The 24,892-nt window shown below is 66.6% G+C and carries 25 protein-coding genes; 6 read left to right on the forward strand and 19 right to left on the reverse strand.

All coding sequences use genetic code 11. The annotated features are described in order from the left end of the window. Positions 1-7: 7 nt before the first annotated feature. Entirely contained in the window at positions 8-937 is a 930-nt protein-coding gene (locus AC1IQ6_RS15140; RefSeq protein WP_111825263.1) for an SPFH domain-containing protein, read from the reverse strand. Positions 938-980: 43 nt separating this feature from the next. Beyond that, the gene (locus AC1IQ6_RS15145; RefSeq protein WP_111825264.1) at positions 981-1,415 is read right to left on the reverse strand and encodes an NfeD family protein; all 435 of its coding nucleotides are present in this window, start codon (positions 1,413-1,415) and stop codon (positions 981-983) included. Between the two features lie 179 nt (positions 1,416-1,594). Between AC1IQ6_RS15145 and AC1IQ6_RS15150 the strand changes: the two genes are divergently transcribed. The 4 genes from AC1IQ6_RS15150 (at position 1,595) to AC1IQ6_RS15165 (ending at position 3,924) form a co-directional block, all read left to right on the forward strand. Then, positions 1,595-2,326 (forward strand): glutamine amidotransferase, encoded by a 732-nt coding sequence (locus AC1IQ6_RS15150; RefSeq protein WP_485864864.1) that lies wholly within the window; start codon positions 1,595-1,597, stop codon positions 2,324-2,326. A 94-nt stretch (positions 2,327-2,420) separates the two neighbouring features. Beyond that, on the forward strand, positions 2,421-3,275 hold the full coding sequence (locus AC1IQ6_RS15155; protein WP_102770964.1) for a bifunctional transcriptional activator/DNA repair enzyme AdaA: 855 nt from the start codon (positions 2,421-2,423) through the stop codon (positions 3,273-3,275). A gap of 71 nt (positions 3,276-3,346) precedes the next feature. Next, entirely contained in the window at positions 3,347-3,598 is a 252-nt protein-coding gene (locus tag AC1IQ6_RS15160; RefSeq protein WP_246842389.1) for an antitoxin MazE family protein, read from the forward strand. Further along, a complete protein-coding gene (locus AC1IQ6_RS15165; protein ID WP_102770963.1) occupies positions 3,598-3,924 on the forward strand; it encodes a type II toxin-antitoxin system PemK/MazF family toxin in 327 nt (108 codons plus the stop codon). Before AC1IQ6_RS15160 ends, AC1IQ6_RS15165 begins: the two co-directional genes overlap by 1 nt. A gap of 124 nt (positions 3,925-4,048) precedes the next feature. On the opposite strand, the gene ppsA is transcribed toward AC1IQ6_RS15165, so the two are convergent. Next, complete coding sequence (gene ppsA, locus AC1IQ6_RS15170) at positions 4,049-6,415, reverse strand: phosphoenolpyruvate synthase (protein ID WP_102770962.1); 2,367 nt, start codon at positions 6,413-6,415, stop codon at positions 4,049-4,051. A 192-nt stretch (positions 6,416-6,607) separates the two neighbouring features. Here ppsA and ppsR point away from each other — a divergent pair, with 192 nt between their 5' ends. Continuing rightward, a complete protein-coding gene (ppsR, locus tag AC1IQ6_RS15175) occupies positions 6,608-7,435 on the forward strand; it encodes a posphoenolpyruvate synthetase regulatory kinase/phosphorylase PpsR (RefSeq protein WP_102770961.1) in 828 nt (275 codons plus the stop codon). Between the two features lie 20 nt (positions 7,436-7,455). On the opposite strand, the gene AC1IQ6_RS15180 is transcribed toward ppsR, so the two are convergent. The 16 genes from AC1IQ6_RS15180 to rpsB all read right to left on the reverse strand — a co-directional run bounded on the left by AC1IQ6_RS15180 (position 7,456) and on the right by rpsB (position 23,145). After that, positions 7,456-8,244, reverse strand: a complete 789-nt coding sequence (locus AC1IQ6_RS15180; protein WP_102770960.1) for a TrmH family RNA methyltransferase — start codon at positions 8,242-8,244, stop codon at positions 7,456-7,458. After that, entirely contained in the window at positions 8,241-8,849 is a 609-nt protein-coding gene (rnhB, locus tag AC1IQ6_RS15185) for a ribonuclease HII (protein ID WP_102770959.1), read from the reverse strand. The genes AC1IQ6_RS15180 and rnhB overlap by 4 nt, the downstream gene beginning before the upstream one ends. Continuing rightward, positions 8,836-10,032 (reverse strand): lipid-A-disaccharide synthase, encoded by a 1,197-nt coding sequence (gene lpxB / locus AC1IQ6_RS15190; protein WP_485864865.1) that lies wholly within the window; start codon positions 10,030-10,032, stop codon positions 8,836-8,838. The genes rnhB and lpxB overlap by 14 nt, the downstream gene beginning before the upstream one ends. Further along, on the reverse strand, positions 10,029-10,823 hold the full coding sequence (lpxA, locus tag AC1IQ6_RS15195) for an acyl-ACP--UDP-N-acetylglucosamine O-acyltransferase (protein WP_111825267.1): 795 nt from the start codon (positions 10,821-10,823) through the stop codon (positions 10,029-10,031). The genes lpxB and lpxA overlap by 4 nt, the downstream gene beginning before the upstream one ends. Then, a complete protein-coding gene (gene fabZ, locus AC1IQ6_RS15200) occupies positions 10,824-11,279 on the reverse strand; it encodes a 3-hydroxyacyl-ACP dehydratase FabZ (protein ID WP_102770956.1) in 456 nt (151 codons plus the stop codon). It abuts the gene before it with no gap. A 66-nt stretch (positions 11,280-11,345) separates the two neighbouring features. Continuing rightward, entirely contained in the window at positions 11,346-12,443 is a 1,098-nt protein-coding gene (lpxD, locus tag AC1IQ6_RS15205) for a UDP-3-O-(3-hydroxymyristoyl)glucosamine N-acyltransferase (protein ID WP_102770955.1), read from the reverse strand. An 18-nt stretch (positions 12,444-12,461) separates the two neighbouring features. Next, positions 12,462-13,022, reverse strand: coding sequence for an OmpH/Skp family outer membrane protein (locus AC1IQ6_RS15210; RefSeq protein WP_102770954.1), 561 nt, complete (start codon positions 13,020-13,022; stop codon positions 12,462-12,464). Positions 13,023-13,129: 107 nt separating this feature from the next. After that, on the reverse strand, positions 13,130-15,463 hold the full coding sequence (bamA, locus tag AC1IQ6_RS15215) for an outer membrane protein assembly factor BamA (RefSeq protein ID WP_102770953.1): 2,334 nt from the start codon (positions 15,461-15,463) through the stop codon (positions 13,130-13,132). 53 nt (positions 15,464-15,516) lie between these two features. Continuing rightward, on the reverse strand, positions 15,517-16,848 hold the full coding sequence (rseP, locus tag AC1IQ6_RS15220; RefSeq protein ID WP_485864866.1) for an RIP metalloprotease RseP: 1,332 nt from the start codon (positions 16,846-16,848) through the stop codon (positions 15,517-15,519). Between the two features lie 68 nt (positions 16,849-16,916). Next, positions 16,917-18,116, reverse strand: a complete 1,200-nt coding sequence (locus tag AC1IQ6_RS15225) for a 1-deoxy-D-xylulose-5-phosphate reductoisomerase (RefSeq protein ID WP_102770951.1) — start codon at positions 18,114-18,116, stop codon at positions 16,917-16,919. Next, on the reverse strand, positions 18,113-18,970 hold the full coding sequence (locus tag AC1IQ6_RS15230; protein WP_485864867.1) for a phosphatidate cytidylyltransferase: 858 nt from the start codon (positions 18,968-18,970) through the stop codon (positions 18,113-18,115). The genes AC1IQ6_RS15225 and AC1IQ6_RS15230 overlap by 4 nt, the downstream gene beginning before the upstream one ends. A 57-nt stretch (positions 18,971-19,027) precedes the next feature. Continuing rightward, positions 19,028-19,792, reverse strand: a complete 765-nt coding sequence (gene uppS, locus AC1IQ6_RS15235) for a polyprenyl diphosphate synthase (RefSeq protein WP_102770949.1) — start codon at positions 19,790-19,792, stop codon at positions 19,028-19,030. A 154-nt stretch (positions 19,793-19,946) separates the two neighbouring features. Then, a complete protein-coding gene (gene frr / locus AC1IQ6_RS15240; protein WP_102770948.1) occupies positions 19,947-20,507 on the reverse strand; it encodes a ribosome recycling factor in 561 nt (186 codons plus the stop codon). A 15-nt stretch (positions 20,508-20,522) separates the two neighbouring features. Beyond that, positions 20,523-21,239 (reverse strand): UMP kinase, encoded by a 717-nt coding sequence (gene pyrH / locus AC1IQ6_RS15245; RefSeq protein WP_102770947.1) that lies wholly within the window; start codon positions 21,237-21,239, stop codon positions 20,523-20,525. Between the two features lie 94 nt (positions 21,240-21,333). After that, positions 21,334-22,212 (reverse strand): translation elongation factor Ts, encoded by an 879-nt coding sequence (tsf, locus tag AC1IQ6_RS15250; RefSeq protein WP_102770946.1) that lies wholly within the window; start codon positions 22,210-22,212, stop codon positions 21,334-21,336. Positions 22,213-22,395: 183 nt separating this feature from the next. Further along, on the reverse strand, positions 22,396-23,145 hold the full coding sequence (rpsB, locus tag AC1IQ6_RS15255) for a 30S ribosomal protein S2 (protein ID WP_043542854.1): 750 nt from the start codon (positions 23,143-23,145) through the stop codon (positions 22,396-22,398). 908 nt (positions 23,146-24,053) lie between these two features. On the opposite strand from rpsB, the gene map reads away from it, so the two are divergent. Continuing rightward, the gene (gene map, locus AC1IQ6_RS15260; protein ID WP_102770945.1) at positions 24,054-24,875 is read left to right on the forward strand and encodes a type I methionyl aminopeptidase; all 822 of its coding nucleotides are present in this window, start codon (positions 24,054-24,056) and stop codon (positions 24,873-24,875) included. Positions 24,876-24,892: the final 17 nt, after the last annotated feature.

Consider the following 24,892-nt stretch of genomic DNA (forward strand, 5'->3'; position numbering starts at 1 on the left):
GCGGTTCTCAGCCGTTGCGGTTGGCGGACTTCACGATGGTCATGGCCGAGGCGATCATGCCGCCCACGTCCGACAGGTTGGACGGCAGAATCAGCGTATTGCCTTCCTTGGCCACGTTGCCGAACGCTTCCACGTAGCGCTCGGCCACCTTGAGGTTCACGGCCTCCATGCCGCCGGGCTGCTGCACCGCCCCGGCCACCTGGGTAATGGCCTTGGCGGTGGCCTCGGCGATCGCCAGCACCGCCGCGGCCTCGCCCTGCGCCTGGTTGATCTGCGCCTGCTTCTCGCCCTCGGAGCGGGCGATCGCGGCCTCGCGCTCGCCGGTGGCGATGTTGATCTGTTCCTGGCGGCGGCCCTCGGATGCCGCGATCAGCGCGCGTTTTTCGCGCTCGGCGGTGATCTGCGCCTGCATGGCGCGCAGGATCTCGTTGGGCGGGGTCAGGTCCTTGATCTCGTAGCGCAGCACCTTCACGCCCCAGTTCAGCGCGGCCTCGTCCAGCGAGGACACGATATTGCTGTTGATCGCGTCGCGCTCCTCGAACGTGCGGTCCAGCTCCATCTTGCCGATGACCGAACGCAGCGTGGTCTGCGCCAGCTGCGTGATGGCCGAAATATAGTTCGACGAACCATAGGACGCCCGCATCGGGTCGGTCACCTGGAAGTACAGCACGCCGTCCACCTGCAGCTGGGTATTGTCGCGCGTGATGCAGATCTGGCTGGGCACGTCCAGCGGGATTTCCTTGAGCGAGTGCTTGTACGACACGCGCTCGATGAACGGGATCACGAAGCCCGCGCCCGGCGACAGGACCCGGTCGAACTTGCCCAGGCGCTCGACCACCCAGGCGTGCTGCTGGGGCACGATGGCGATCGCCTTGATGACGATCAGTATCGCCAGCGCGACGATGACGACGAGGACGATGGTGGACGTGTCGATCATGATTCGAAAGCCTCTCTCTGTAAGTACGTATGCCGCGCCGGCCTCAGGCCGGCCCGCCGGTGTGCTTGGGGGTCAGCACCAGGATGGAGCCGCGCATTTCGGTGATGATCTGTTCGCCGGCCCGGGGCGCCTGGCCGCGGGCCAGTTCGGCCTGCCAGTGCGCGCCGCGGTACCAGACGCGCGCCGTGCCGTTATCGGACCAGCTCTCAACCACCACCGTCTGGCCGATATCCAGATTGACGTCGGCGTTGCGCGCCGCGTCCAGCCCGCGCTGCTTCAGCACACGGGTCTTGCGCAGCACCAGCAGGCCCGCCAGCAGCACCACGCCGCAGGCCACCAGCTGCCATTGCAGGGCGGCGCCGAACCATGCGGCCACCCCGCCCGCCGCCAGCCCCAAGGCCACCAGGAGCAAGTAGAACGTTCCGGTCGCCAATTCTCCGATCAGGGCCAGCGCGGCCAGTCCCAGCCATATCCACATAGTTTCGTACGCCCAAAAGAACGAGCCCCCAAGGAGGAGTCCCTGCGCGGGATTGTACGTATTTCCGAGACGTAACGGCAGAGGCGTCGGGCATCGGGAACAATTGCGCTGGATTATGATGTGTGCTGGCGGCGCGGACCCAGCGGGGCCCGTGATCCGCACCACTTACGCAAAGCCCAATGACCGCCGCAATGCCTTCCTCTCTTCCCGTCCTGATCCTGCACACCGGCGATCCGGACGACACGCTCAAAAGCCAGTTCGGCGGCTATGCCGACCAGCTCGCGCAGGCCGCCGGCCTGACCCCCGACACGATGGAAATCGTGGCCGTGCATGAAGGCCGGCAGCCGCGCGCGCCGGCCAGCTACCGCGCCGCCCTCATCACCGGCTCGCCCGCGATGGTGACCGACCTGGAACCCTGGAGCGAAGACACCGCCGCCTGGCTGCGCGCGGCCGCCACGGCCGGACTGCCCATGTTCGGCGTGTGCTACGGCCACCAGCTGCTGGCCCATGCGCTAGGCGGCAAGGTGGGCTACAACCCGGCCGGCCGCGAGGTCGGCACGCAGACCGTCGAACTGCTGCCGCCGGCCGCCGGCGACCGCCTGCTGGCCGGCCTGCCCTCCACCTTCCCGGCCCAGATGCTGCACGCGCAGACCGTGCTGCAACCGCCGCCCGGCGCCGCCGTGCTGGCGCGCTCGGACCTGGACGACCACCAGATGATCCGGATCGGCCGCAACGTGTTCTCCACCCAGTTCCACCCGGAATTCGGCCCCGAGTTCGTGCGCGCCCACCTCGAGCGTTTCGGCCGCCGCTATGCGGCCGAAAACCTGGACGTGCCCGGCCTGTCGGCCAACGTGCGCGCCACGCCCGTGGCCGGCGGGTTGCTGCGCCGCTTCCTGGAGGTCTACGCCTAGGCGCCGGTCCGCGCAACAACCGGAGTGCGGCGCGGCGCGGGTCTTGGGACCATACGTTCAAGCGCGCGATCCGCGCATCCGTCAGGAGTTCCAGATGAACCAAGCCGCGAACCAAGCCGCCTCCCTGGGCACCCAGCACGCCGCCGCCATCGAGCGCGCCTGCCGCGCGCTCGAATCGGAGCAGCCGCCGGACCTGGCCACGCTGGCCGAACAGGCCGGCATGAGCCGCTTTCACTTCCACCGCGTATTCAAGGCGGCCACCGGCGTCACCCCCAAGGCCTACGCCACGGCGCTGCGCGCCAGCCGCGCCCGCCGGCAGCTGGAGCAAAGCGCCAGCGTCACCGACGCCATGTACGAGGCCGGCTTCAATTCCAGCGGCCGCTTCTACGAAGCCGCGCCCGCCATCCTCGGCATGACGCCCACCGCCTTTCGCAACAACGGCGCGGGCGTGGACATCCGCTTCGCGGTCGCGCAGTGCGCGCTCGGCGCCCTGCTGGTGGCCGCCAGCGATACCGGCATCTGCGAAATCGCCCTGCACGACGATCCCGAACAACTGGTGCGCAACCTGCAGGACCGCTTCAAGGCCGCGCGCCTGATCGGGGCCGACGCCGAGTTCGAACGCTGGGTGGCGGCCGTCGTGGGCTTCGTCGAAGACCCCTCGCGCGGGCTGGACCTGCCGCTGGACGTGCGAGGCACCGCCTTTCAGCGCCGCGTGTGGGAGGCGCTGCGCGAGATCCCCGTGGGCGAAACCGCCACCTACACCGACATCGCCCGGCGCATCGGCTCGCCGCAAGCCGTGCGCGCCGTGGCCCGCGCCTGCGCGACCAACAACATCGCCCTGGCCATCCCCTGCCATCGCGTGGTGCGCACCGACGGCTCCCTGGCCGGCTACCGCTGGGGCATAGACCGCAAGCGCGAACTGATCGCGCGCGAAGCGCAGGCGGCGTAGGCGGGCAGCCAATCGACCTATATTTGCCCTGCCCTGAAGCCCGGTGTTGCATGCCGCGCAGATCCGGCCCTATGCTTTCAGGCAACAGGGAGATCATCATGCCGACGACCGATGCAAGCGCCCGCGTCAACAAGCGCCGCGCGGCGCTGCGCGCCGCCGGGCTGCGGCCCGTCCAGATCTGGGTGCCCGACACGCGGCGGCCCGATTTCGCGCAAGAATGTCGGCGTCAGTCCATCGCGGCTGCCGCGGCCGACGCCAAGGACGCAGACACGCAGCGCTTTCTGGACGAAGCCGTATCCGATCTGGATGGCTGGAAGGCTTGATGCACCGGGGAGATCTTGTGCCGGTCGCCATCCAGGGGGACTTCGGCAAGCCCCGTCCGGCTTTGATCGTTCAGTCCGACCTCTTCAACGCCCATGAAAGCGTAACCGTGCTACCCGTAACCAGCAGCACGGTCGACGCCCCGCTGCTTCGCGTCACGGTCACGCCGAGCCCGCAGAACGGCCTTCGACAAGCTTCTCAAATCATGGTGGACAAGGCCGTGACGGTGCGCCGCGACAAGCTCGGACGGGTCTTTGGCCATATTGAGGCCGACACACTGCTGGAAGTCGAGCGTTGCATGGCGGTGTTCCTAGGCATCGCCAAATAAAAAACCACACCCGTTCCGGGATCACGCGGCGGGCAAATCCATGCTCAGCCTCAGCCGGCAGCATCCAAAAAAAACCCCGCGCCCCCCAAAGGGGGACGCGGGGTTTCTCAAACCGGCGATCCGATCAGTTCTTGGCCAGGCGCTGCCAGGTGTCCACAACCGTGTCCGGGTTGAGCGACATCGACAGGATGCCTTCGTCCTTCAGCCACTGCGCGAAGTCGGGGTGGTCGCTGGGGCCCTGGCCGCAGATACCCACGTACTTGTTGGCGGCCAGGCAGGCCTTGATCGCGCGGCGCAGCATGAACTTCACGGCGTCGTCGCGCTCGTCGAAATCAGCGGCCAGCAGTTCCATGCCGGAATCGCGGTCCAGGCCCAGGGTCAGCTGGGTCATGTCGTTCGAGCCGATCGAAAAGCCGTCGAAGTACTGCAGGAACTCGTCGGCCAGGATCGCGTTGGACGGGACTTCGCACATCATGATGAGCTTCAGGCCGTTCTCGCCGCGGGCCAGGCCATGCTTGGCCAGCAGGTTGACCACGCGCTCGGCCTGTCCCAGCGTGCGCACGAAGGGCACCATGATCTCGACGTTGGTCAGGCCCATTTCGTCGCGCACTTTCTTGAGCGCCTCGCATTCCATGCGGAAGCACTCGGCGAAGTCGTCGGCGATGTAGCGCGACGCGCCGCGGAAGCCCAGCATGGGGTTCTCTTCCTCGGGCTCGTAGCGCGAACCGCCGACCAGCTTGCGGTACTCGTTGGACTTGAAGTCCGACATGCGCACGATGACGGGCTTCGGATAGAAGGCCGCGGCGATGGTGGCCACGCCTTCGGCCATCTTCTCGACGAAGAACGCGCGCGGGCTGGCGTGCCCGCGGGCCGCCGATTCCACGGCCTTCTTCAGTTCGCCGTCGACGTTCGGGTAGTCCAGCACCGCCTTCGGGTGGATGCCGATGTTGTTGTTGATGATGAATTCCAGGCGCGCCAGGCCGACGCCGCCGTTGGGGATCTGGGCGAAGTCGAAGGCCAGTTGCGGGTTGCCCACGTTCATCATGATCTTCAGGTCGATGGCGGGCATTTCGCCGCGGCGCACTTCCTCGACCTCGGTCTCGATCAGGCCGTCGTAGATCCGGCCTTCGTCGCCTTCGGCGCAGGAGACGGTCACGGCCTGGCCTTCCTTCAGCACGTCGGTCGCGTTGCCGCAGCCGACCACGGCCGGAATGCCGAGCTCGCGCGCGATGATGGCCGCGTGGCAGGTGCGGCCGCCGCGGTTGGTCACGATCGCGGAGGCGCGCTTCATCACGGGCTCCCAGTTGGGGTCCGTCATGTCGGTGACCAGCACGTCGCCCGGCTGGACCTTGTCCATGTCGGAGATGTCGCCGACCACGCGCACCGGACCCGAACCGATCTTCTGGCCGATCGCGCGGCCGGTGATCAGGACCTGGCCGGTGGCCTTCAGGCGGTAGCGCTGCTGCACGTCGGCGGCACCCTGTTGCGACTTCACGGTTTCCGGACGCGCCTGCAGGATGTAGATCTTGCCGTCGACGCCGTCGCGGCCCCATTCGATGTCCATGGGGCGGCCGTAGTGCTTCTCGATGATGACGGCGTAGCGGGCCAGTTCATTGACCTCGTCGTCGGTCAGCGAGTAGCGGTTGCGCTCGGACACCGGCACGTCGACGGTGCGCACGGCGCGGCCTTCGGGACGCTCGGGGTCGAACTCCATCTTGATGAGCTTGGAGCCGATGCGGCGGCCGACGATGGGGAAATGGCCCTGGGCCAGCGTGGGCTTGAAGACGTAGAACTCGTCGGGGTTGACGGCGCCCTGCACCACGGTCTCGCCCAGGCCGTACGACGAGGTGATGAACACCACGTCCTGGAAGCCCGATTCGGTGTCGATGGTGAACATCACGCCGGCGCTGCCCTTGTCGGAGCGCACCATGCGCTGGATGCCGGCCGACAGCGCGACGTCGGCGTGGGCATAGCCCTTGTGCACGCGATAGGAAATGGCGCGGTCGTTGTACAGCGAGGCGAACACGTGGCGGATCTTGTCCAGCACGTCATCGATGCCGACCACGTTGAGGAAGGTTTCCTGCTGGCCGGCGAAGGACGCATCGGGCAGGTCTTCGGCGGTGGCGGACGAACGCACGGCGAACGAGCCCTTGCCGTCGGCGTCGAGCTTGGCGAAGGCGTCGCGGATCTGCTTTTCGAATTCGGCCGAGAACGGCGCTTCGACGATCCATTGGCGGATCTGCGCGCCGGCGTTGGCCAGCTCGCGGACGTCTTCGGGGTTCAGCGTGCTAAGGCGCTCAGCGATGCGCTTGTCCAGGCCCGAAGCCTTGAGGAAGTCGCGGAAGGCATCCGCGGTCGTGGCGAAGCCGCCCGGCACGCGCACGCCCGCGCCGGACAGCTGACTGATCATTTCGCCTAGTGATGCGTTCTTGCCTCCTACCGAGTCCACGTCCGTCATGCGGAGCTGCTCGAACAAAACAACATACGACATTGAAGTCACCTTTTACAATGGAATGAAAGCGAGTTTGGTCAATGCGTAGAAAGCGAACGCGGCAACCCTGCCCTGCCGTGTTTTTACGCGCTGACCAAACTGGCCTTGGACCGCCCTTGGGGTGACTTATAGGGGCCTGATTGTACTCGGTCGAGTACATCCGGCCATCGGCCTGGTTGGAATTTTTTACACATGACATCTACCTCGATCGTACGCACGGTTTACATCGTTTCCGACAGCACCGGCATCACCGCAGAAACCTTCAGCCAGTCGGTGCTTTCGCAATTCGAGGGCGTCGAATTCAAGCCGGTGCGGCTGCCCTTCGTCGACACGCTGGAAAAAGCCGCAGAAGTCGCCATGCGGATCGACCGCAGCGCCCAGGAAGCGGGCGTCCCGCCCATCGTGTTCAGCACCCTGGTCAACCCGGACATGCTGGCCCGTGTTCGCCAGGCGAACGGCGTGTTCCTGGACTTGTTCGGCACCTTCGTCAGCCATATCGAGCAGGCCCTCGGCCTGAAATCCAGCCATTCCATCGGCCGCTCGCACATGCTGGCCAATTCGGAAAAATACCGCAACCGGATCGATGCAATCAACTTCAGCCTGGCGCACGACGACGGCCAGTTCGTCAACCAGCTGGACCAGGCCGACGTGATCCTGGTGGGCGTATCGCGCTGCGGCAAGACGCCTACCAGCCTGTACCTGGCCATGCAATACGCCATCAAGGCGGCCAATTTCCCGCTCACGCCCGACGATTTCGAGCGCGGCACCCTGCCCTCGACCATCACGCCGCACCGCGCCAAGCTGTTCGGCCTGTCGATCCAGCCCGAGCGGCTGGCCGAGGTGCGCAACGAACGCCGTCCCAACAGCCGCTACGCCCAGCTGGAGCAATGCCGCTACGAAGTGGCCGAGGCCGAGCGCATGATGCGCCGCGAGGGGATTTCGTGGCTGTCCAGCACCACCAAGTCGATCGAGGAGATCGCGACCACGGTGCTGCAGGAAGTGGGGCTGGACCGCGGCTGAGACCGGACCCCAGGCGCGGCTCAGCCCGCGCCGCCGGCCAGCGCCTGGCGGCGCTGCTCGAACAGGCAGATGGCGGCCGCCGCACCCACGTTGAGCGATTCCACGGCGGCCTCGTCGTGCGGGATGCGCAGCTTGAGGCGGGCCGCGGCCAGCAGGGCCGGCGCCACGCCCTGGCCCTCGTGGCCGAAGACCCAGGCGCAGCGCGCCGGCAGTTGCCCGGCGTACAGGTCCCGGGCGCCTTCCAGCGCGGTGGCCACCAGCGGCACCCGCAGCCGCGGCAGCAGCGCGGCCAGATCGACGTGTTCATGGATCGCCAGGGCGAAATGCGCGCCCTGGCCGCTGCGCAGCACCTTGGGAGACCAGGCCGCGGCCGTGCCGGTCGCCAGGAACACCCGCTTCACGCCGGCCGCCGCGCAGGTGCGCAGCAAGGTGCCTACGTTGCCCGGGTCCTGGATACGGTCGAACAGCACGCAATTCTCGGCGATGGCGTCGGGCGGCTCGACGGCCGGCGGCGTGACCAGGAAAGCCACGCCCTGCCCGCTTTCGACGCTGGCCAGCGACTGCATCAGCCGCGCGTCCAGGGCCAGCGAGCGGGCCTCGGGCACGGCCGCGGCCAGCGCGGCGATGTCGGGCTGCGACAGGCGCTCGACGTCGAACACCGCCCGGTCCGGCGCGCCGTAGTGCTGCAGCCAGGCCTGGCACAGGTGCACGCCGTCCAGCAGCACGGGCGCGCCGCGCTTGCCGGCGGTGCCGGCCAGCCTGGCCAGCGCCTTGACCGCGGGGTTGTCGCGGGAACTGATGTGCTTCATGGCGTCAGGCCGAAGGCCTTGATGGGCGCGAAGCTGCGGCGGTGCTCGGCGCAGGGGCCGTGTTCGCGCAGCATCTGCAGGTGCAGCGGCGTGCCGTAGCCCTTGTGCTGGTCGAACGCATATTGGGGATACAGCGCGTGCAGCCGCAGCAGGTCCGCGTCGCGCGCGGTCTTGGCCAGGATGGAGGCGGCCGAAATCGCCGGGACCAGCGCGTCGCCCTTGATGACGGTCTGCACCGTACAGCCCAGCTTGGGCGCCTGGTTGCCGTCGACCAGCGCCAGCTGCGGCAGCACCGACAGGCCCTGGACCGCGCGCTGCATGGCCAGCATGGTGGCGCGCAGGATGTTCAGGCTGTCGATTTCGGCGACGCTGGCGCTGGCCACGAACCAGGCCAGCGCGCATTCGCGGATCTCCAGCGCCAGCGCCTCGCGCGTCTCGGGCTTGAGCACCTTGGAGTCCGCCAGCCCGGCGATGGGGCGGGCGGGATCGAGTATCACGGCGGCGGCGTAGACGGCGCCAGCCAGCGGGCCGCGGCCGGCCTCGTCGACGCCGGCCGTCACCAGCGGCGGCTGCTCGGGCGCGGCGAACAGATCAGGCTGCTCCACCGGCCACCTCCAGGATCGCCTGAGCGGCCAGCGCCGGCGTATCGCGCAACAAATCCTGATGCAAGGCCGTGAAGCGGGCCTCGATGCGGGCCGCCAGCGCCTCGTCGCTGAGGGCCGTCCAGGTGGCCTCGGCCAGCTTGTCGGGCGTGGCGTCGTCCTGCAGCAGTTCGGGCACGGCGAAATCGCGCAGCAGCACGTTGGGCAGACCCACCCACGGCAGATAAGGCCGCTGCTGGCCGGATTTCCAGGCCATGATGCGCCGCATCCAGGGCGACAGCACGTAGGAGATCACCATGGGACGCTTGTACAGCGCCGTCTCCAGCGTGGCCGTGCCGCTGGCCACCAGCACCGCGGTGGCGGCTTCCATGACCGACCAGGCCACCGGCGCTTGGCGTTCGCCGCCCTCGCCGTGCAGATCCTGCGCGGTCACGCAGCGCAGCCCGGGCACCGGATACTGGGCCAGGATGGCCTGGAATTCGGCGCGCCGCTGGTCGTTGACCATGGGCACCACGCATTGCAGGGCCGGGTCCTTCTTCTGCAGCAGCTGCGCGGCCTGCAGGAAGCGCGGCGCCAACAGGCGGATTTCGGACGAGCGGCTGCCCGGCAGGATGGCCAGCACGCGCGCGTTCTGGTCTATGCCCAGGCGCTCGCGCGCGGCGGCGCGGTCGGGTTTCATCGGCACCGCGCCGGCCAGCGGATGGCCCACGTAAGTGACCGGAATGCCTTCCTTGCGGTAGATCTCTTCCTCGAACGGGAACAGCACCAGCATGTGCGACACCGATTCGCGGATCTTGTGGATGCGTTCGTAGCGCCAGGCCCAGATCGACGGGCCGACGAAATGCACGGTGGGCGTGCCGGCCTGGCGCAGCTGGTGCTCCAGGCGCAGGTTGAAGTCCGGCGCGTCGATGCCGACGAAGACCGCGGGCGGCTCGGCCAGCCAGCGGCGCTTGACGTCGCGGTAGGTGCCCAGGAGGCTGGGCAGGCGCTTGAGCGCGTCGACGTAGCCGAACACGGTCAGCGCGTGCATGGGATGCCAGGCGTCGAATTCGCGGGCCTGCATCTGCGGCCCCCCTATGCCCTCGCAGCGCACGCCGGCATCGCGGGCCTGCAGACCGGCAATGATGCGGCCGGCCAGCAGGTCGCCCGAAGGCTCGCCGGCCACCATGCCGATCCGGTAGCTCATGGCCGGATGATGCCGCGGCTGGCGACGTCCAGGAAGTCGAGCATCGTCTGCAGGTGCTCGGCGACTTCCGGTTCGGCCTGCTGGCGGGCGCGCAGCTCGGCGCGCGCCGCGTCCAGGGACAGCCCGCGGCGGTAGATGATCTTGTAGGCGTCGCGCAGCGCCGAGATCTGGGCGGCGGTGAAACCGCGGCGCTTCAGGCCCTCGACGTTCACGCCTACCGGCCGGCACGGATTGCCGGCGGCCAGCACGAAAGGCGGCGTGTCCTGCATCAGCGAGCTGTTGCCGCCAGTCATGCTGTGCGCCCCGATGCGGGCGAACTGGTGCACGCCGGTCAGACCGCCCACGATGGCCCAGTCGCCGACATGGACGTGGCCGCCCAGCTGCACCGAATTGGCCAGGATGGTGTTGCTGCCGATGTGGCAGTCGTGCGCCACGTGCACGTAGGCCATGATCCAGTTGTCGTCGCCCAGCGTGGTGACGCCGCCGTCCTGCACGGTGCCCGTGTTGAGCGTGACGAATTCGCGCACCGTGTTGCGGTCGCCGATCTCGAGGCGGGTGGGCTCGCCCTTGTACTTCTTGTCCTGCGGCATGCCGCCGATGGAACAATAGCGGTAGAAGCGGTTGTCGCGCCCGATGGTCGTCACCCCGTCCACCATGCAGTACGGGCCGATTTCGGTGCCCGCGCCGATGGTCACGTCGGGACCGATCGTGGCATAGGCGCCGACCACCACGCTAGGATCGAGCTTGGCCGCCGGATCGACGACGGCGGTGGGGTGAATGTTTCCTGCCATTTAGTCTTCCAGGCTGCGGATCGCGCACATCAGCTTGGCCGAGGCGACTTCCTGGCCATCCACCGTGGCGCGCGCATTGTATTTACAGATGCTGCGGCTCAAACGCTCGGCCTGCGCCTCGATGCGCAGCTGGTCGCCCGGCACCACGGGGCGGCGGAACCGCGCGCCGTCGATGCCGACCAGGTAGTACGCCGTCTTGGCGCCTTCGCACTTGAGCCCGCCGTCCTCGTCGGTGAACGAGAACAGCGCCGCGGCCTGCGCCATGGCTTCGACGATGAGCACGCCGGGCATCACCGGATGATGCGGAAAGTGGCCGTTGAAAAACGGTTCATTGATCGAGACATTCTTGATGGCCACGATGGACTTGCCAGGCACCATTTCGACGACGCGATCAATCAGCAGCATCGGGTAACGATGCGGCAACCTCTCCATGATCCCCTTGATGTCGAGTTCCATTTTTCTGTGCTTTCCTGCAAAGTGAAATAATTTCGCGGCGCGGACGCGCCGGGGCGGCGATGCGCCCTACTCTTTTTCCAGCGTCCGCACGCGGCGGCGCAATTGCGCCAACTGCTGTATCACGGCGGCGTTGCGCTGCCAGTCGCCGTGCTCCGCATACGGGAACACGCCGGTATAGCGGCCGGGCTTCGAAATGCTGGAGGTGACCGCGGTGCCGCCCGAAATATGGACATCGTCGCCCAGCGTCAGGTGGCCCGACAGCATGGCGGCTCCGCCGATGGTGCAGCGCTCGCCTATCGTGGTCGAGCCGGCCACGCCGACGCAGGCCGCCATCGCGGTATGCGCGCCGATGCGGCAGTTGTGCCCGATCATGATCTGGTTGTCCAGCTTCACGCCGTCGGCCACGATGGTGTCTTCCAGCGCGCCACGGTCGACCGTGGTGTTGGCGCCGATCTCGACGTCATCGCCGATGGTCACGCCGCCCAGCTGCGGAATCTTGCCCCAGGCGCCCTGGCCCAGCGTCGGGTCCGGCGCAAAGCCGAAGCCGTCCGCGCCCAGCACGGCGCCGCTGTGGATGATGGCGCGCGCGCCCACCTTGACGCCTTCGTACAGGGTGACGTGGGCATGCAGCAGGCTGCCCGGGCCCACGGACGAGCCGGCGCCGATGACGCAACCCGGGCCCAGCACCGCGCCGCGGCCGATCCGGGCGCCGGCCTCGACCACGCAATGCGGGCCGATGCGCGCGCCCTCTTCGATGACGGCGTCTTCGGCCACCACCGCGGACGGATGCGTGCTGCCGGGCAGCTCGGGCCGGCGGGCGGCGTCGAACCACTGCGCCACGCGGGCGTAAAGCAGATAGGGATGTTTGCAGACGACCAGCGCGAAAGGCGGCCGGGCGCTACCCTCGGCCTCCAGGGCCTCGGCCACGTCGGGGGAGACGATGACCGCGGCGGCGCGCGTGGCGCCGAGCTGGCTCTGGTAGCGGGGATTGGCCAGGAAAGCGATTTCCTGGGGGCCCGCCGATGACAGGGTGCCGATGCCGCAGACCCGCAACGGGTCTGCGCCAGGCTGCGCGCTGATACGCCAGTCCAGACCCTGGGTATTGGCGGCGCTCAACAGTGCTTCAAGCGTCGGCGCGCGGACAAGATCCAGTAAAACCGGCATGGTGCGACAGCTGCTGTTTTACTTGCCCAGGCTCTGGATCACCTTGTCGGTGATGTCGATGCGCGGGTTGACCGTCACGGCGTCCTGAATGATCAGGTCGTAGCTTTCCTGCTCGGCGATGCGCTTGATGGCCTCGTTGGCCTTGGTCACGATGCCCGAGAATTCCTCGTTGCGGCGGCGGTTGAAGTCTTCCTGGAACTCGCGGCGCTTGCGCTGCAGGTCGGTATCCAGGTTGGACAGTTCACGCTGGCGCTTGACGCGGTCGGATTCCGACAGGACGGGCGCGTCCTTGTCGAACTTCTCGGCCTGCGAACGCAGGTTATTGTTCAAGCGCTGGAGTTCATCGTCGCGCTTCTTGAATTCGGCTTCGATCTTGCTTTGGGCGGCCTTGGCCGGACCCGACTCGCGCAGGATCCGCTCGGTGTTGACGAAACCGATCTTGGTGCCTTGCGCCTGCGCGGGAATCGCTGCAGCCGAACCGAGAATGAGCGCACCCACCAGGGCGATGGAACCCCCCAGCTTGCCGCGGCGCTTGGCGCGCAGCGAATTCGATGTTTTAAGTGCGGAATCAGACATCATGAAAATCTCACCTTCCAGTAAGGCAAAGCCAAAGTGTGTATTGTGCCACTAAACGGCAAGGGAGCCGGCCAGCCGGCCTCCTGCCTTGTTTTCAAGCGTAACGGCGCTCAGAACCCGGTCCCGATCTGGAACTGGAAGCTCTGCTTGTCGTCGCCCTGCTTGGCGTTGAGCGGACGCGCGTACGACAACTGCAACGGCCCCATCGGCGACTGCCACGACAGGCCGATACCCGCCGAGAACCGCCAGCCGCAAGGATCTTCCACCTCGCTGCCCGGCTTGCCGTTGGTGCAAGACAGGCCGCTGCCGGCCGAAACCTGGCCCGCGTCCGAGAAGATGAACCAGCGCAGGGTGCGGTCTTTCGAGGCCCCCGGGAACGGCAGGTACAGCTGGGCGTTGGCCACGATGCGGCGCGTGCCGCCCAGGTAGTCGCCCGTCTTGGTGTCGCGCGGGCCCAGCGAGGAGCCTTCGTAGCCGCGCACGGTGCCGATGCCGCCGGCGTAGACGTTCTTGATGACCGGGTAGTCCTTGCTGCCGTAGCTCTGGCCCCAGTCCACCAGGCCGTTCAGGGCCAGGGTGTACGAACCGCCCAGCGGCACGTAGTACTGCTGCTGGGCCGTCAGCATCGTGTACTGCAGGTCGATGGTGGAAACGTCGGCCTTCAGGCGGGTGTACGAGCCCTTGGTCGGCGCCAGCGCGCTGTCGCGCGTGTCCTTGGACCAGCCCGCGCTCAGGATTACCGAGTTGGTCGAATCGCCGTAGTCGTCGACGAACTTCTCGTAGGCGGCCGGCGAGTTGTTGTACAGCTCGATCTGGTTGCGTTCGAAGTTGGCGCCCAGGAAGATGCGGTCGTATTCCGAGATCGGCACGCCGAAGTTCATGCCCAGGCCCATGGCTTTGACGCGATAGTCGCCGTCGTTGTTGTTCCAGGGCTCGGTCACGCGGTAGTAGGCCGACGACGTGCGGCTGATGCCGTCCTTGGTCCAGTACGGATCGGTGTGCGAGAGCACGATCGCGCGGTTGGTCTTGCTGGTGTTCAGCTGCAGGGTCAGGTTGGTGCCGCTGCCGAACACGTTGTCTTCGCTGATGCCGGCCGACAGGATCGCCTTTTCCGACGAACCGTAGCCCACGCCCAGGTTGATCATGCCGGTGGGCTTTTCCTTGACGTCGACGTTGACGTCGACCTGGTCGGGCGAGCCCGGCACCGGGTCGGTCTTGACGTTGACGTCGCTGAAATAGCCAAGGCGGTCGATACGGTCGCGCGAGGTCTTGATGTCTTTGGCGTCGTACCAGGCCGCTTCCTGCTGGCGCATCTCGCGGCGCACCACCTCGTCGCGGGTGCGGGTGTTGCCGCCGATCTGGATGCGGCGCACGTATACGCGGCGGCTCGGGTCGACGTAGAACGTCAGGTCGGCCTCGTGCTTGGCGCGATCCAGCTGCGGGTTGGGGTTGACGTTGGCGAAGGCGTAGCCCAGTTCGCCCAGGTAGTCGGTGATGGCCTTGGCCGAGTCGTTGGCCTTGGCCGCCGAGAAGGTCTCGTCAGGCTTGACCTGCAGCAGCGCGTTGATTTCCTTGTCCAGGCCCAGCAGGTTGCCCGCCAGCTTCACGCTGCGCACCTTGTAGGGCTCGCCCTCGTGCACGGTGATGGTGATGCGGATGTCCTTGCGGTCCGGCGAGATCGTGACCTGCGGCGGCTCGACCGAGAATTCCAGGTAGCCCTGGTCCAGGTAGAACGAGCGCAGGCGTTCCAGGTCGCCTTCGAGCTTCTCGCGCGAGTATTTGTCGGTGTCGGTGTACCAGGTCAGCCAGCCGGGCGTGGTCAGCTGGAACACGTCCAGCAGGTCGCCTTCGGAGAACGCCTTGTTGCCGACGAAGCGGATTTCCTGGATGCGCGCGACCGAGCCTTCGAACACGTCGAAGCTCACGCCCACGCGGTTGCGCGGCAGCGGCGTGACGGTGGCGGTGACCTCGACGCCGTACTTGCCCTTGGACAGGTACTGCTGCTTGAGTTCGTATTCGGCGCGTTCGAGCATGGAGCGGTCGAAGATGCGGCCCTCGGCAAAGCCCACCTGCGCCAGCGACGTGGTGATGGCCTTGGAGTCGAACTCGCGCATGCCGTTGAAGTTGACCGAGGCGATGGTGGGGCGCTCCTGCACCACCACCACGACGACGTTATTGTCGGTCTGGATCTGCACGTCGGAGAAAAAGCCCGTGCCGTACAGGCGCCGGATGGCCTCGGTGGCCTCTTGCTCGGTGAACTGTTCGCCAACCTTGACGGGCAGATAGCCGAAGACGGTGCCGGCGTCGGTGCGTTGGATCCCTTCTACGCGGATATCCCGCACGACAAAAGGGTCGAAGGCGTGGGCCATGGCCGGTACTAGCAGTGCGGCGATCAGACCCGGCAGTACACCCTTTTTGTGATGAAACATCCGGCGAAAAGACATCCTTGAGTATCCTCGGTCGTGCAAATGGCGGGGGATTTTATGCTAAATCGCGCTCAGGTGAACAAACGCGTGAAATCGTTGAACAGCGCCAGCCCCATCAGGCCTGCCAACAAACCTATGCCGGCGCGCTGTCCGATATCGATCCACCTCGCGGGCGGCGGGCTGCCCCGCACAATTTCGACGAGATAGTACAGCAGATGGCCGCCGTCCAGCATAGGAATGGGTAGCAAATTTAGAACGCCCAGGCTGATGCTGATCAAGGCGATATACGCGATATAAGCAACAATTCCGATTCTCGCGGTCTGGCCGGCGTAGTCGGCGATGGTCACGGGGCCGCTGACGTTGCGCCAGGACACGTCGCCGGTCACCATGCGGCCCATCATGCGCAGCGAGAACCACGCCGTGTCCCAGGTGCGGACCGCGCCGCGCCACAGACTTTCGAACACACCGTAGCGGACCGTCACCATCGGGACGTCGCCGCCCAGCTGCACGCCCAGCCGGCCGATCTCGCGGCCGTCCACCGTTTCGACGCGCGGGGTGACGTTCAGGGAGATCTCGGCGCCGTCGCGCACCAGCGTCAGCGCCAGGGTCTTGCCGGCGCTTTCCTGGATCTGCCGGACCAGGGCGCCGGTGTCGGGCGTGGGCGCGCCATCGACCGCCACCACCAGGTCGCCCGGCCGCAGGCCGGCGGCCTGCCCTTCCCCGCCGTCGATCACGGCGCGCACCGCGGGCCGGGGCTGGGCCAGCCGGATGCCGGCGGCCGCCAGCGGGTCTCCGCCGGAGGGGTCCATGGAATTGGAGGGCAGCGCCAGTTCGCGCAGGTGCACGGAGCCGCTGGCGTTGCGGACCTCGATCTGGGTGGTGCCGCCGGTGGCCATCACGTCCATCAGGCGCCAGCGCGCGTCCGACCAGGAGGCGATCTGCTCGCCGTCGATGGCCAGGATGCGGTCGCCCGGCAGCAGGCCGGCCCGGGCGGCGGGGGTCTCGGCCGCGGGCTGGGCGATGACGGCCACGGGCTCCTCGGTGCCGGCCATGTTCAGGCCGGCATAAAGGAATACCGCGAGGATCAGGTTGAAGATGGGGCCGGCCGCGACGATGGCGATGCGCTGGCCGACCGGCTTGCGGCTGAAGGCGGCCGCCGCTTCCTCGGCGCTGGCGCCGGGAGGGGGATCGTCCTGCATCTTGACGTAGCCGCCCAGCGGCCAGGCCGACAGCGCCCACTCGGTGCCGTGGCGGTCGTGCCGGCTGGCGACGACCTTGCCGAAGCCTACCGAGAACCGCAGGATCTTGACGCCGCACAGCCGGGCCACCCAATAGTGCCCCAGCTCATGAAAGACGATCAGGGTGCCAAGCGCAACCGCGAAGGCCAGCAGCGTAAAAAGCATGAAATTCTTAAAAATCCGGGGAATCGGTGGCGGGCGGGTCTGGATTCAACCGGACCTTGCCCTGCCTTTCAGGCCAGCCCCAGGTTGCCCGCGTACGCGCGCGTGGCGGCGTCCAGGGCAAGCACGTCGTCAAGACTACCGAGCGTAACAGAACCCTGTCGCGCCTGCCACTCCAGGGAAGCCTCGATCACCCGCGCGATCCAGGTATAGGGAAGCCGGCCCGCCAGGAAGGCCTCGACGGCCACTTCGTTGGCGGCGTTCAGGGCCACGCAGGCGCCCTGCCCGGCGCGCAGCGCCGCGAACGACAGCGCCAGGCACGGGAACCGGGCCAGATCGGGTTTTTCGAAGTCCAGCCGCCCCAGGCGCGTCAGGTCCAGCGGCCCCACGCCGCTTTCCAGCCGCTCGGGAAAGCCCAGGCCGTAGGCGATCGGCGTGCGCATGTCGGGCTGGCCCAGCTGCGCCAGCACCGAACCGTCGTTGTACTCGACCATGGAATGCACCACGCTCTGCGGATGCACCACGACCTCGATGCGTTCGGCCGGCATGGCGAACAGCCAGTGCGCCTCGATCACCTCCAGGCCCTTGTTGAGCATGGTGGCGGAATCCACCGAGATCTTGCGGCCCATGCTCCAGTTGGGGTGGGCGCAGGCCTGGGCCGGCGTGACGTCGTGCAGGTCTTCCAGGTCGCGGCCGCGAAACGGTCCGCCCGAGGCCGTCAGCAGCAGGCGCCGCACGCCGGGCGCCGGCGCATCCGGCGCCAGGGCGCGCCCGCCGGTGGGCATGCATTGGAAAATCGCGTTGTGTTCGCTGTCGATAGGCAGGAGTTCGGCGCCGTTGTCGCGTATGGCCTGCATAAACAGGGAGCCGGCGGCTACCAGCGCCTCTTTGTTGGCCAGCAGCACGCGCTTGCCGCTGCGCGCGGCCGCCAGCGCGGCGGGCAGGCCCGCGGCGCCGACGATGGCCGCCATGACCGAATCGCACTGCGGGTCGGCCGCGGTATCGGCCAGCGCCTGCGCGCCGACCCGGATCTCGGGCATGGGCCGCGCGCCGCTCCAGGCGGCGGCGAACTGGCGGCGGGCGGCCTCGTCGGGCACCACCACCACCGCCGCGCCGCTGGCTTCGGCCTGTTCCGCCAGGCGCTGCATCCGGCTGTAGGCGGACAAGGCATACACCGCCAGCCGCTCGGGGTGGCGGGCGATCACATCCAGCGTGCTTTCACCGATCGAACCGGTCGATCCCAGCACCACGACGCGTTGAAAAGCCGTCAAAACAACACTCCAGACAAAAGTAGCGCGAACGGCGCGACCGGCAGGATCGCGTCGATGCGGTCGTAGACGCCGCCATGGCCGGGCAGCAGCGAGCTGGAATCCTTGCGGCCGGCGCGGCGCTTGAGCAACGATTCGAACAGGTCGCCGACGATGGACAGCACGCCCAGCAGCGCGGCGATCGGCAGCGCCAGCCACAGCGTCCAGCGCTCGACCAGGGCGTGGCCGAAGGTGCCGGCCCACAGGCTGGACAGGCCGATCCAGACGACCGCGCCGAGCACGCCGGCGATGGCGCCCTCGATGGTCTTGCCGGGGCTGACCCGCGGAGCCAGTTTACGCCTGCCGAACGCACGGCCGGCAAAATAGGCGGCGATGTCGGCCACCCACACCAGCGCCAGCAGCGACACCACGAAACCGGCGCCGCGCGCCATGAACATCTGCGCCAGCACGGCCCAGGCGGCGAATGCCGCGGGCACCGAAAACAGCGACCAGCCCGCGCTGGCCGGCGGCGCGTCGGCGCGCCCGCGCACCACTGCCGTGACGCCGCCGAACAGCCATACGGCGCACACCGCCGGCACCACATAGCGCAGCACCCAGGCCGGATCGGCCACGCCGCCGCGCTGGCCCGCAAGCCACGCGGACGCGAGCGCCAGCATGCCGGCCAGCAGCAGCGCGGCCACGCCGACGGAAATCAGGGGGGAAGGCGGTTGCGGCAGCGTCAGGCGCAGCCACTCCCAATTGGCGCAGGCGGCCGCCAGGGCCAGCAAGGCGACGAACCACCAAGGATTCGCACTGACCATCGTGGCGGCCAGAATGGCCAACAGGATGACGGCGGTAACGATACGCTGGCCCAACATGTGACGGTCTCCTCGTGTACGGCTCTGGAAAGACGCGCTAGTCGCCGTCCGCTTGAATTACTTCGCGCCGTCTTCGTGGAGTTGCGCACTGGTGCGGCCGAAGCGGCGCTCGCGCGTGCGGTACCAGTCGAAGGCGGCCTGCAGCTCGGCCGCGCCGAAATCCGGCCAGTAGCGGTCGGTGAAGTAGAACTCCGCGTAGGCCATCTGCCAGATCAGGAAATTGGAAATGCGCTGCTCTCCGCCGGTGCGGATGAACAGGTCGGGCTCGGGCGCCCAGGCCATGGACAGGTGGCGCGACAGGCGCGCTTCGTCCACCAGCTGGGGCTGCGTCGCCAGCGACGGCTCGGCGGCCAGCATGGCGCGGGTGGCCTGCAGGATGTCCCAGCGTCCGCCGTAATTGGCGGCGACGGTCAGGTGCAGGCGGTCGTTGTGCGCGGTGCGTTCCTGCGCCGCGAAGATGAGTTCCTGCAGCCGCGGCTCGAACGCGCTCAGGTCGCCGATGACGTGCAGGCGCACGCCCTGCTCTTCCAGTTTGCCGACCTCGCGCTCCAGCGCCTGCACGAACAGGCGCATCAGCAGCGACACTTCTTCGGCGGGACGGCGCCAGTTCTCCGAACTGAAGGCGAACAGCGTCAGGTAGCGCACGCCGGCGCGCCCGCAGGCCTCGACCACGCGCCGCACCGCCTGCACGCCCTTGGCATGGCCCGCGGTGCGCGGCAGCAGGCGCCGCGTGGCCCACCGGCCATTGCCATCCATGATGATGGCCACATGCTCGGGAACGTCGCGAGTCTCGGGAACCGCCTGGGTCGAACTGGTTGCCATGGGTTGATTACTGCGCGTTGAGCGGTGCAAACGGAATACGGGAAAAGCCTGCGCCGTCGTTCCACCGTTGCGTAGGAAAGCCGCGAAACAATGGAAAAGACGGCGCGCGAAGAACAGACGCGGCCATGCCGGCCGCGTCCGGAACGTGCCGAAATTATACGGTCATGATTTCCGCTTCTTTCTGCGCGACCATCTTGTCGATGTCGGCCACGCTGCGGTCGGTCAGCTTCTGGACCTCGTCCTGCGAACGGCGTTCGTCGTCCTCGGAGATCTCCTTGTCCTTGACCAGGCGCTTGAGCGCTTCGTTGGCTTCGCGGCGCAGGTTGCGCACGGCCACCTTGGCGTCCTCGCCTTCGCTGCGCACCACCTTGGTCAGGTCGCGCCGGCGCTCTTCGGTCAGGGCCGGCATCGGCACGCGGATGGTGTCGCCCATGGAGATGGGGTTGAGGCCCAGGTCCGATTCGCGGATGGCCTTCTCGATCGGGCCGGCCATCTGTTTCTCGTAAGGCTGCACGCTGATGGTGCGGGCGTCGACCAGGTTCACGTTGCCGACCTGGCTGATCGGCACGGGCGAGCCGTAGTACTCGACCTGCACGTGGTCCAGGATGCCGGTATGGGCGCGGCCCGTACGGATCTTGGCCAGGTTGGTCTTGAGCGTGTCAAGCGACTTGGCCATCCTGGCTTCGGCGGATTTACGGATTTCTGCGACGCTCATGGAATTTCCTTTTCTTTAAACGTGTACCAAGGTGCCTTCGTCTTCGCCGCTGACCACCCGCTTGAGGGCGCCGGACTTATTGATCGAAAACACTTTGATCGGCAGTTTCTGGTCGCGGCACAGCGCGAAGGCGGTGGCGTCCATCACTTCCAGACGGCGCACGATCGCTTCGTCGAAGCTGATGCGCGCGTAACGCGTAGCGGTGGGATCCTTGTTGGGGTCCGCGCTATAGATGCCGTCCACCTTGGTGGCCTTCAGCACGATCTCCGCGCCGATCTCGGCGCCACGCAGGGCGGCGGCGGTGTCGGTGGTGAAGAACGGATTGCCGGTGCCGGCCGCGAAAATGACGACCTTGCCCTCTTCGAGGTAGCGCAGGGCCTTGGGACGGATATAAGGCTCGACGACCTGATCGATGTTCAGGGCCGATTGTACGCGGGTGTCGATACCCTTGTGCTTGAGCGCGTCCTGCAGCGCAAGCGCGTTCATGATGGTGGCCATCATGCCCATGTAGTCGGCGGTCGCGCGATCCATGCCCTGCGCGCCCGGGGCGACGCCACGGAAGATGTTGCCCCCGCCGATGACGATGGCCAACTCGACGCCTGCGGCGGCGACTTCGGCGATCTCATCGGTCATGCGGACGATGGTGGAACGATTGATGCCGAAGGCATCCTCGCCCATCAGCGCCTCGCCGGAAAGTTTGAGAAGAACCCGTTTGTATGATCTGCTGCTCATAGGTGATATCCCGAAGAACAATCCGACGAAAGTGTAAGACAAGAAATAGGCCGGCCTGATTTTAGTCAGTGCCGGCCTGTAAGCAAACTACCGTTTAGGCGCGGCCGGCGGCGGCGGCGGCAACCTCAGCGGCGAAATCGCTGGTCTTCTTCTCGATACCTTCGCCGACGACGAACAGCACGAACTTGCTGATCGAAGCGCCCTTGGCCTTCAGCATCTGCTCGACGGTGGCCTTGTCGTCCTTGACGAACGGCTGCGACAGCAGGGTGACTTCCTTCAGGAACTTCTGGACCGAGCCTTCGACCATCTTGGCGACGATTTCAGCCGGCTTGCCCGATTCGGCGGCCTTCTGCTCGGCGACCGAGCGTTCGGCGGCGATGTCGGCCGGGTTCACGCCTTCGGCGTTCAGGGCCTTGGGCTTGGTGGCGGCGATGTGCATCGCCAGGTCCTTGCCCACTTCTTCGGCGCCGGTGTACTCGACCAGCACGCCGATGCGGCCGCCGTGCACGTAGCTGGCCAGCGCGTTGGGGGTCTCGATGCGCTCGAAGCGGCGGATCGACATGTTTTCGCCGATCTTGCCGATCAGGGCGGTGCGGGTCGTTTCGACCGTGCCTTCGCCGTACGGCAGCGCCGACAGCGCGGCCACGTCGGCCGGGTTCTGCGTGGCGACCAGTTCGGCCAGTTTGTTCACGAAGGCGACGAAGTCGTCGTTCTTGGCGACGAAGTCGGTTTCGCAGTTGACTTCGATGACGGCGCCTTGCTTGGCGTCGGCGGAGATGAACAGACCGATCAGGCCTTCAGCGGTGACGCGGGCGGCGGCCTTGCTGGCCTTGTTGCCCAGCTTGACGCGCAGGATTTCCTCGGCGCGAGCCAGATCGCCTTCGGCTTCCGTCAAGGCCTTCTTGCACTCCATCATGGGGGCGTCGGTCTTTTCGCGCAGTTCCTTGACCAGGGCAGCGGTAATTTCAGCCATGTTTGCTCCAATTTTGCTAGGGACTTGTCCCGGCGGGCCGGGACAGTGGTGTGATTCGATGGGACATCCGCGCCAGGCGGATCGGGAAGATGGGAGCCCACCTTCGCTGTGCCGGCGCGGCGGGAGCGGATCGGAATGCCGGGCCGCTCCCGGACGCTAAGCGCCGGACATGACAACTATGGCTTAGGCCTGGTTGTCCTGGACTTCGACGAACTCTTCCTGGCCTTCGCCCAGCTCTTCGACCAGACCGTTCAGGTTCTGCTCGCGGCCTTCCAGCACGGCGTCGGCGATGCCCTTGGCGTACAGCGCGATGGCCTTGGCCGAGTCGTCGTTGCCGGGGATGACGTAGTCGATGCCGTCGGGCGAGTGGTTGGTGTCAACCACGGCCACGACCGGAATGCCCAGCGTCTTGGCTTCGGCGATGGCGATCTTGTGGTAGCCGACGTCGATCACGAACATGGCGTCGGGCAGGCCGTTCATGTCCTTGATGCCGCCGATCGACTTGTTCAGCTTTTCCAGTTCGCGCTGGAACAGCAGGCCTTCCTTCTTGATCATGCGCTCGGCGCCGCCTTCGGCGACCACGGCTTCCATGTCCTTCAGGCGCTTGACCGAGGTCTTGACCGTCTTGAAGTTGGTCAGCATGCCGCCGAGCCAGCGGGCGTCGACGTAGGGCATGCCGCAACGGGCAGCTTCGGCGGCGACCAGCTCGCGCGCAGCGCGCTTGGTGCCGACGAACAGGATGTTGCCGCCGCGAGCAGCCAGCTGCTTCACGAACTTGGTGGCTTCCTGGTACTTGTCAACCGTCTTTTCGAGGTTGATGATGTGAATCTTGTTGCGATGGCCGAAGATATAGGGGGCCATCTTGGGGTTCCAGTAACGGGTCTGGTGACCGAAGTGGACACCCGCTTCCAGCATTTCGCGCATCAAAGACATAACTTTCTCCAAGGGTTGTTTCTTGCGCCGCACCTGCATCAGCCTCTGGCTGACACCCTGGGTGGTGTTGCGCGCGATTTCCCGCAACGGCGGGATGACAAAATTCTAACCGGGCCGGCCGATCACTGCCGCAATAATGCCGGCGCCCACGGCGCCTGGCGCCTCGAATGCCGCTTACTACGCTGCCGCGATAAACCCAGACGGCCGCCACGACGAAAAACCTGCGCCGCGCTCCTGCATTGCGTCTCCCGACCCGCCAGGAATTTCCTGGAAGTTTCTTCGAGACGCGCCCGACCCGGTTTTGTCGGCGGCGAAATCCGGCTCTGGAATATCCTGCTCTTCGCGTCCGGACTTGAACTTCCATCCAGCCGCGCATCAGACCATCGGGGCATCTCTTAAGAAAACAATAATGTTTTCAAGAGCTTAATCCGACATCCACACCGAGCACAGACCCTGAACCTGCATCGCCGCTCAAAAACCTGACCAGGCCTGCAAGCGCACCGCGTCCCGGCCGCGCCAGCCGCGCAATTGCCGCCGTCCGCACCCGCCCGGCCCGCATCCGTCATGTCCGCATCCCGCCACCGGCACCCGCGGCCTGCCCGAATTCGCTCCACAACCTTCGCTTGCGGTGAAACTTCAGGGCGCGCCGACGATCCCAATGTATGGACCCGCACCAACCAATACGGCCGGGGTCGCGCAAAACCCGCGTCAACCCACCTTGCCAACATCCGCCGGGTTCGGCTCTTGCCGCTACCCAGTTATAGAATCGGACAGTCATGCCGCAGGCGCTTTTGCTCCGCCCCGGTATGTCCTACCAGACCCTAATGCATCCCCAAAAATTTAGGGAAGCCTATAATTCTACTATTCTTTCAAGCAGACATTCAAGCGACAGATAGCCAAGCTACTCCATGGGCACCATTACCAATCAAGCCGATCTGGCCAAGATGCGCGCGGCCTGCCAGGACGCCGCCAAAGTTCTCGATTTCATCACCCCCTACGTCAAGCCGGGCGTCACCACCGGCGAGCTGGACCGGTTGTGCCTGGAGTACCTGACCGACGAGCTGGGCGTGAAGTCGGCCACCGTGGGCTACGCGCCGCCCGGCTATCCGCCCTTCCCCGGCGCCATCTGCACCTCGGTCAACCATCAGGTCTGCCATGGCATCCCGGGCGACAAGGTGCTGAAAAATGGGGACTCATTGAATATCGACGTCACCATCATCAAGGACGGCTGGTTCGGCGACACCAGCCGCATGTACGCGGTGGGCGAACAGTCCATTCTTTCCCGCCGCCTCAGCGAAATCACCTTCGAGTGCATGTGGAAGGGAATCCAGCAGGTCAAGAATGGCGCCACGCTGGGCGACGTCGGCCACGCGATCCAGAAGCACGCCGAAGCCAACGGCTTTTCCGTGGTGCGCGAGTTCTGCGGCCACGGCATCGGCCAGCGCTTCCATGAAGACCCGCAGGTGCTGCACTACGGCAAGCCGGGCACCGGCGTGCCGCTGACCACCGGCATGCTGTTCACCATCGAGCCCATGATCAACGCCGGCCGCCGCGAGATCCGCCAGCTGTCCGACGGCTGGACCGTGGTCACCCGCGACCACAGCCTGTCGGCCCAGTGGGAGCATGCCGTATGCGTGACCGAAACCGGCTACGAAGTGCTGACCCTGTCGCCCGGCATGCCCCAGCCGCCGGCCTTCATCACCGAACCCCTCGTCATTCCCGCCGTCTGACGCCCCGACGCCCGCCG

Source organism: Achromobacter sp. MUI-25009338 (assembly GCF_057359325.1).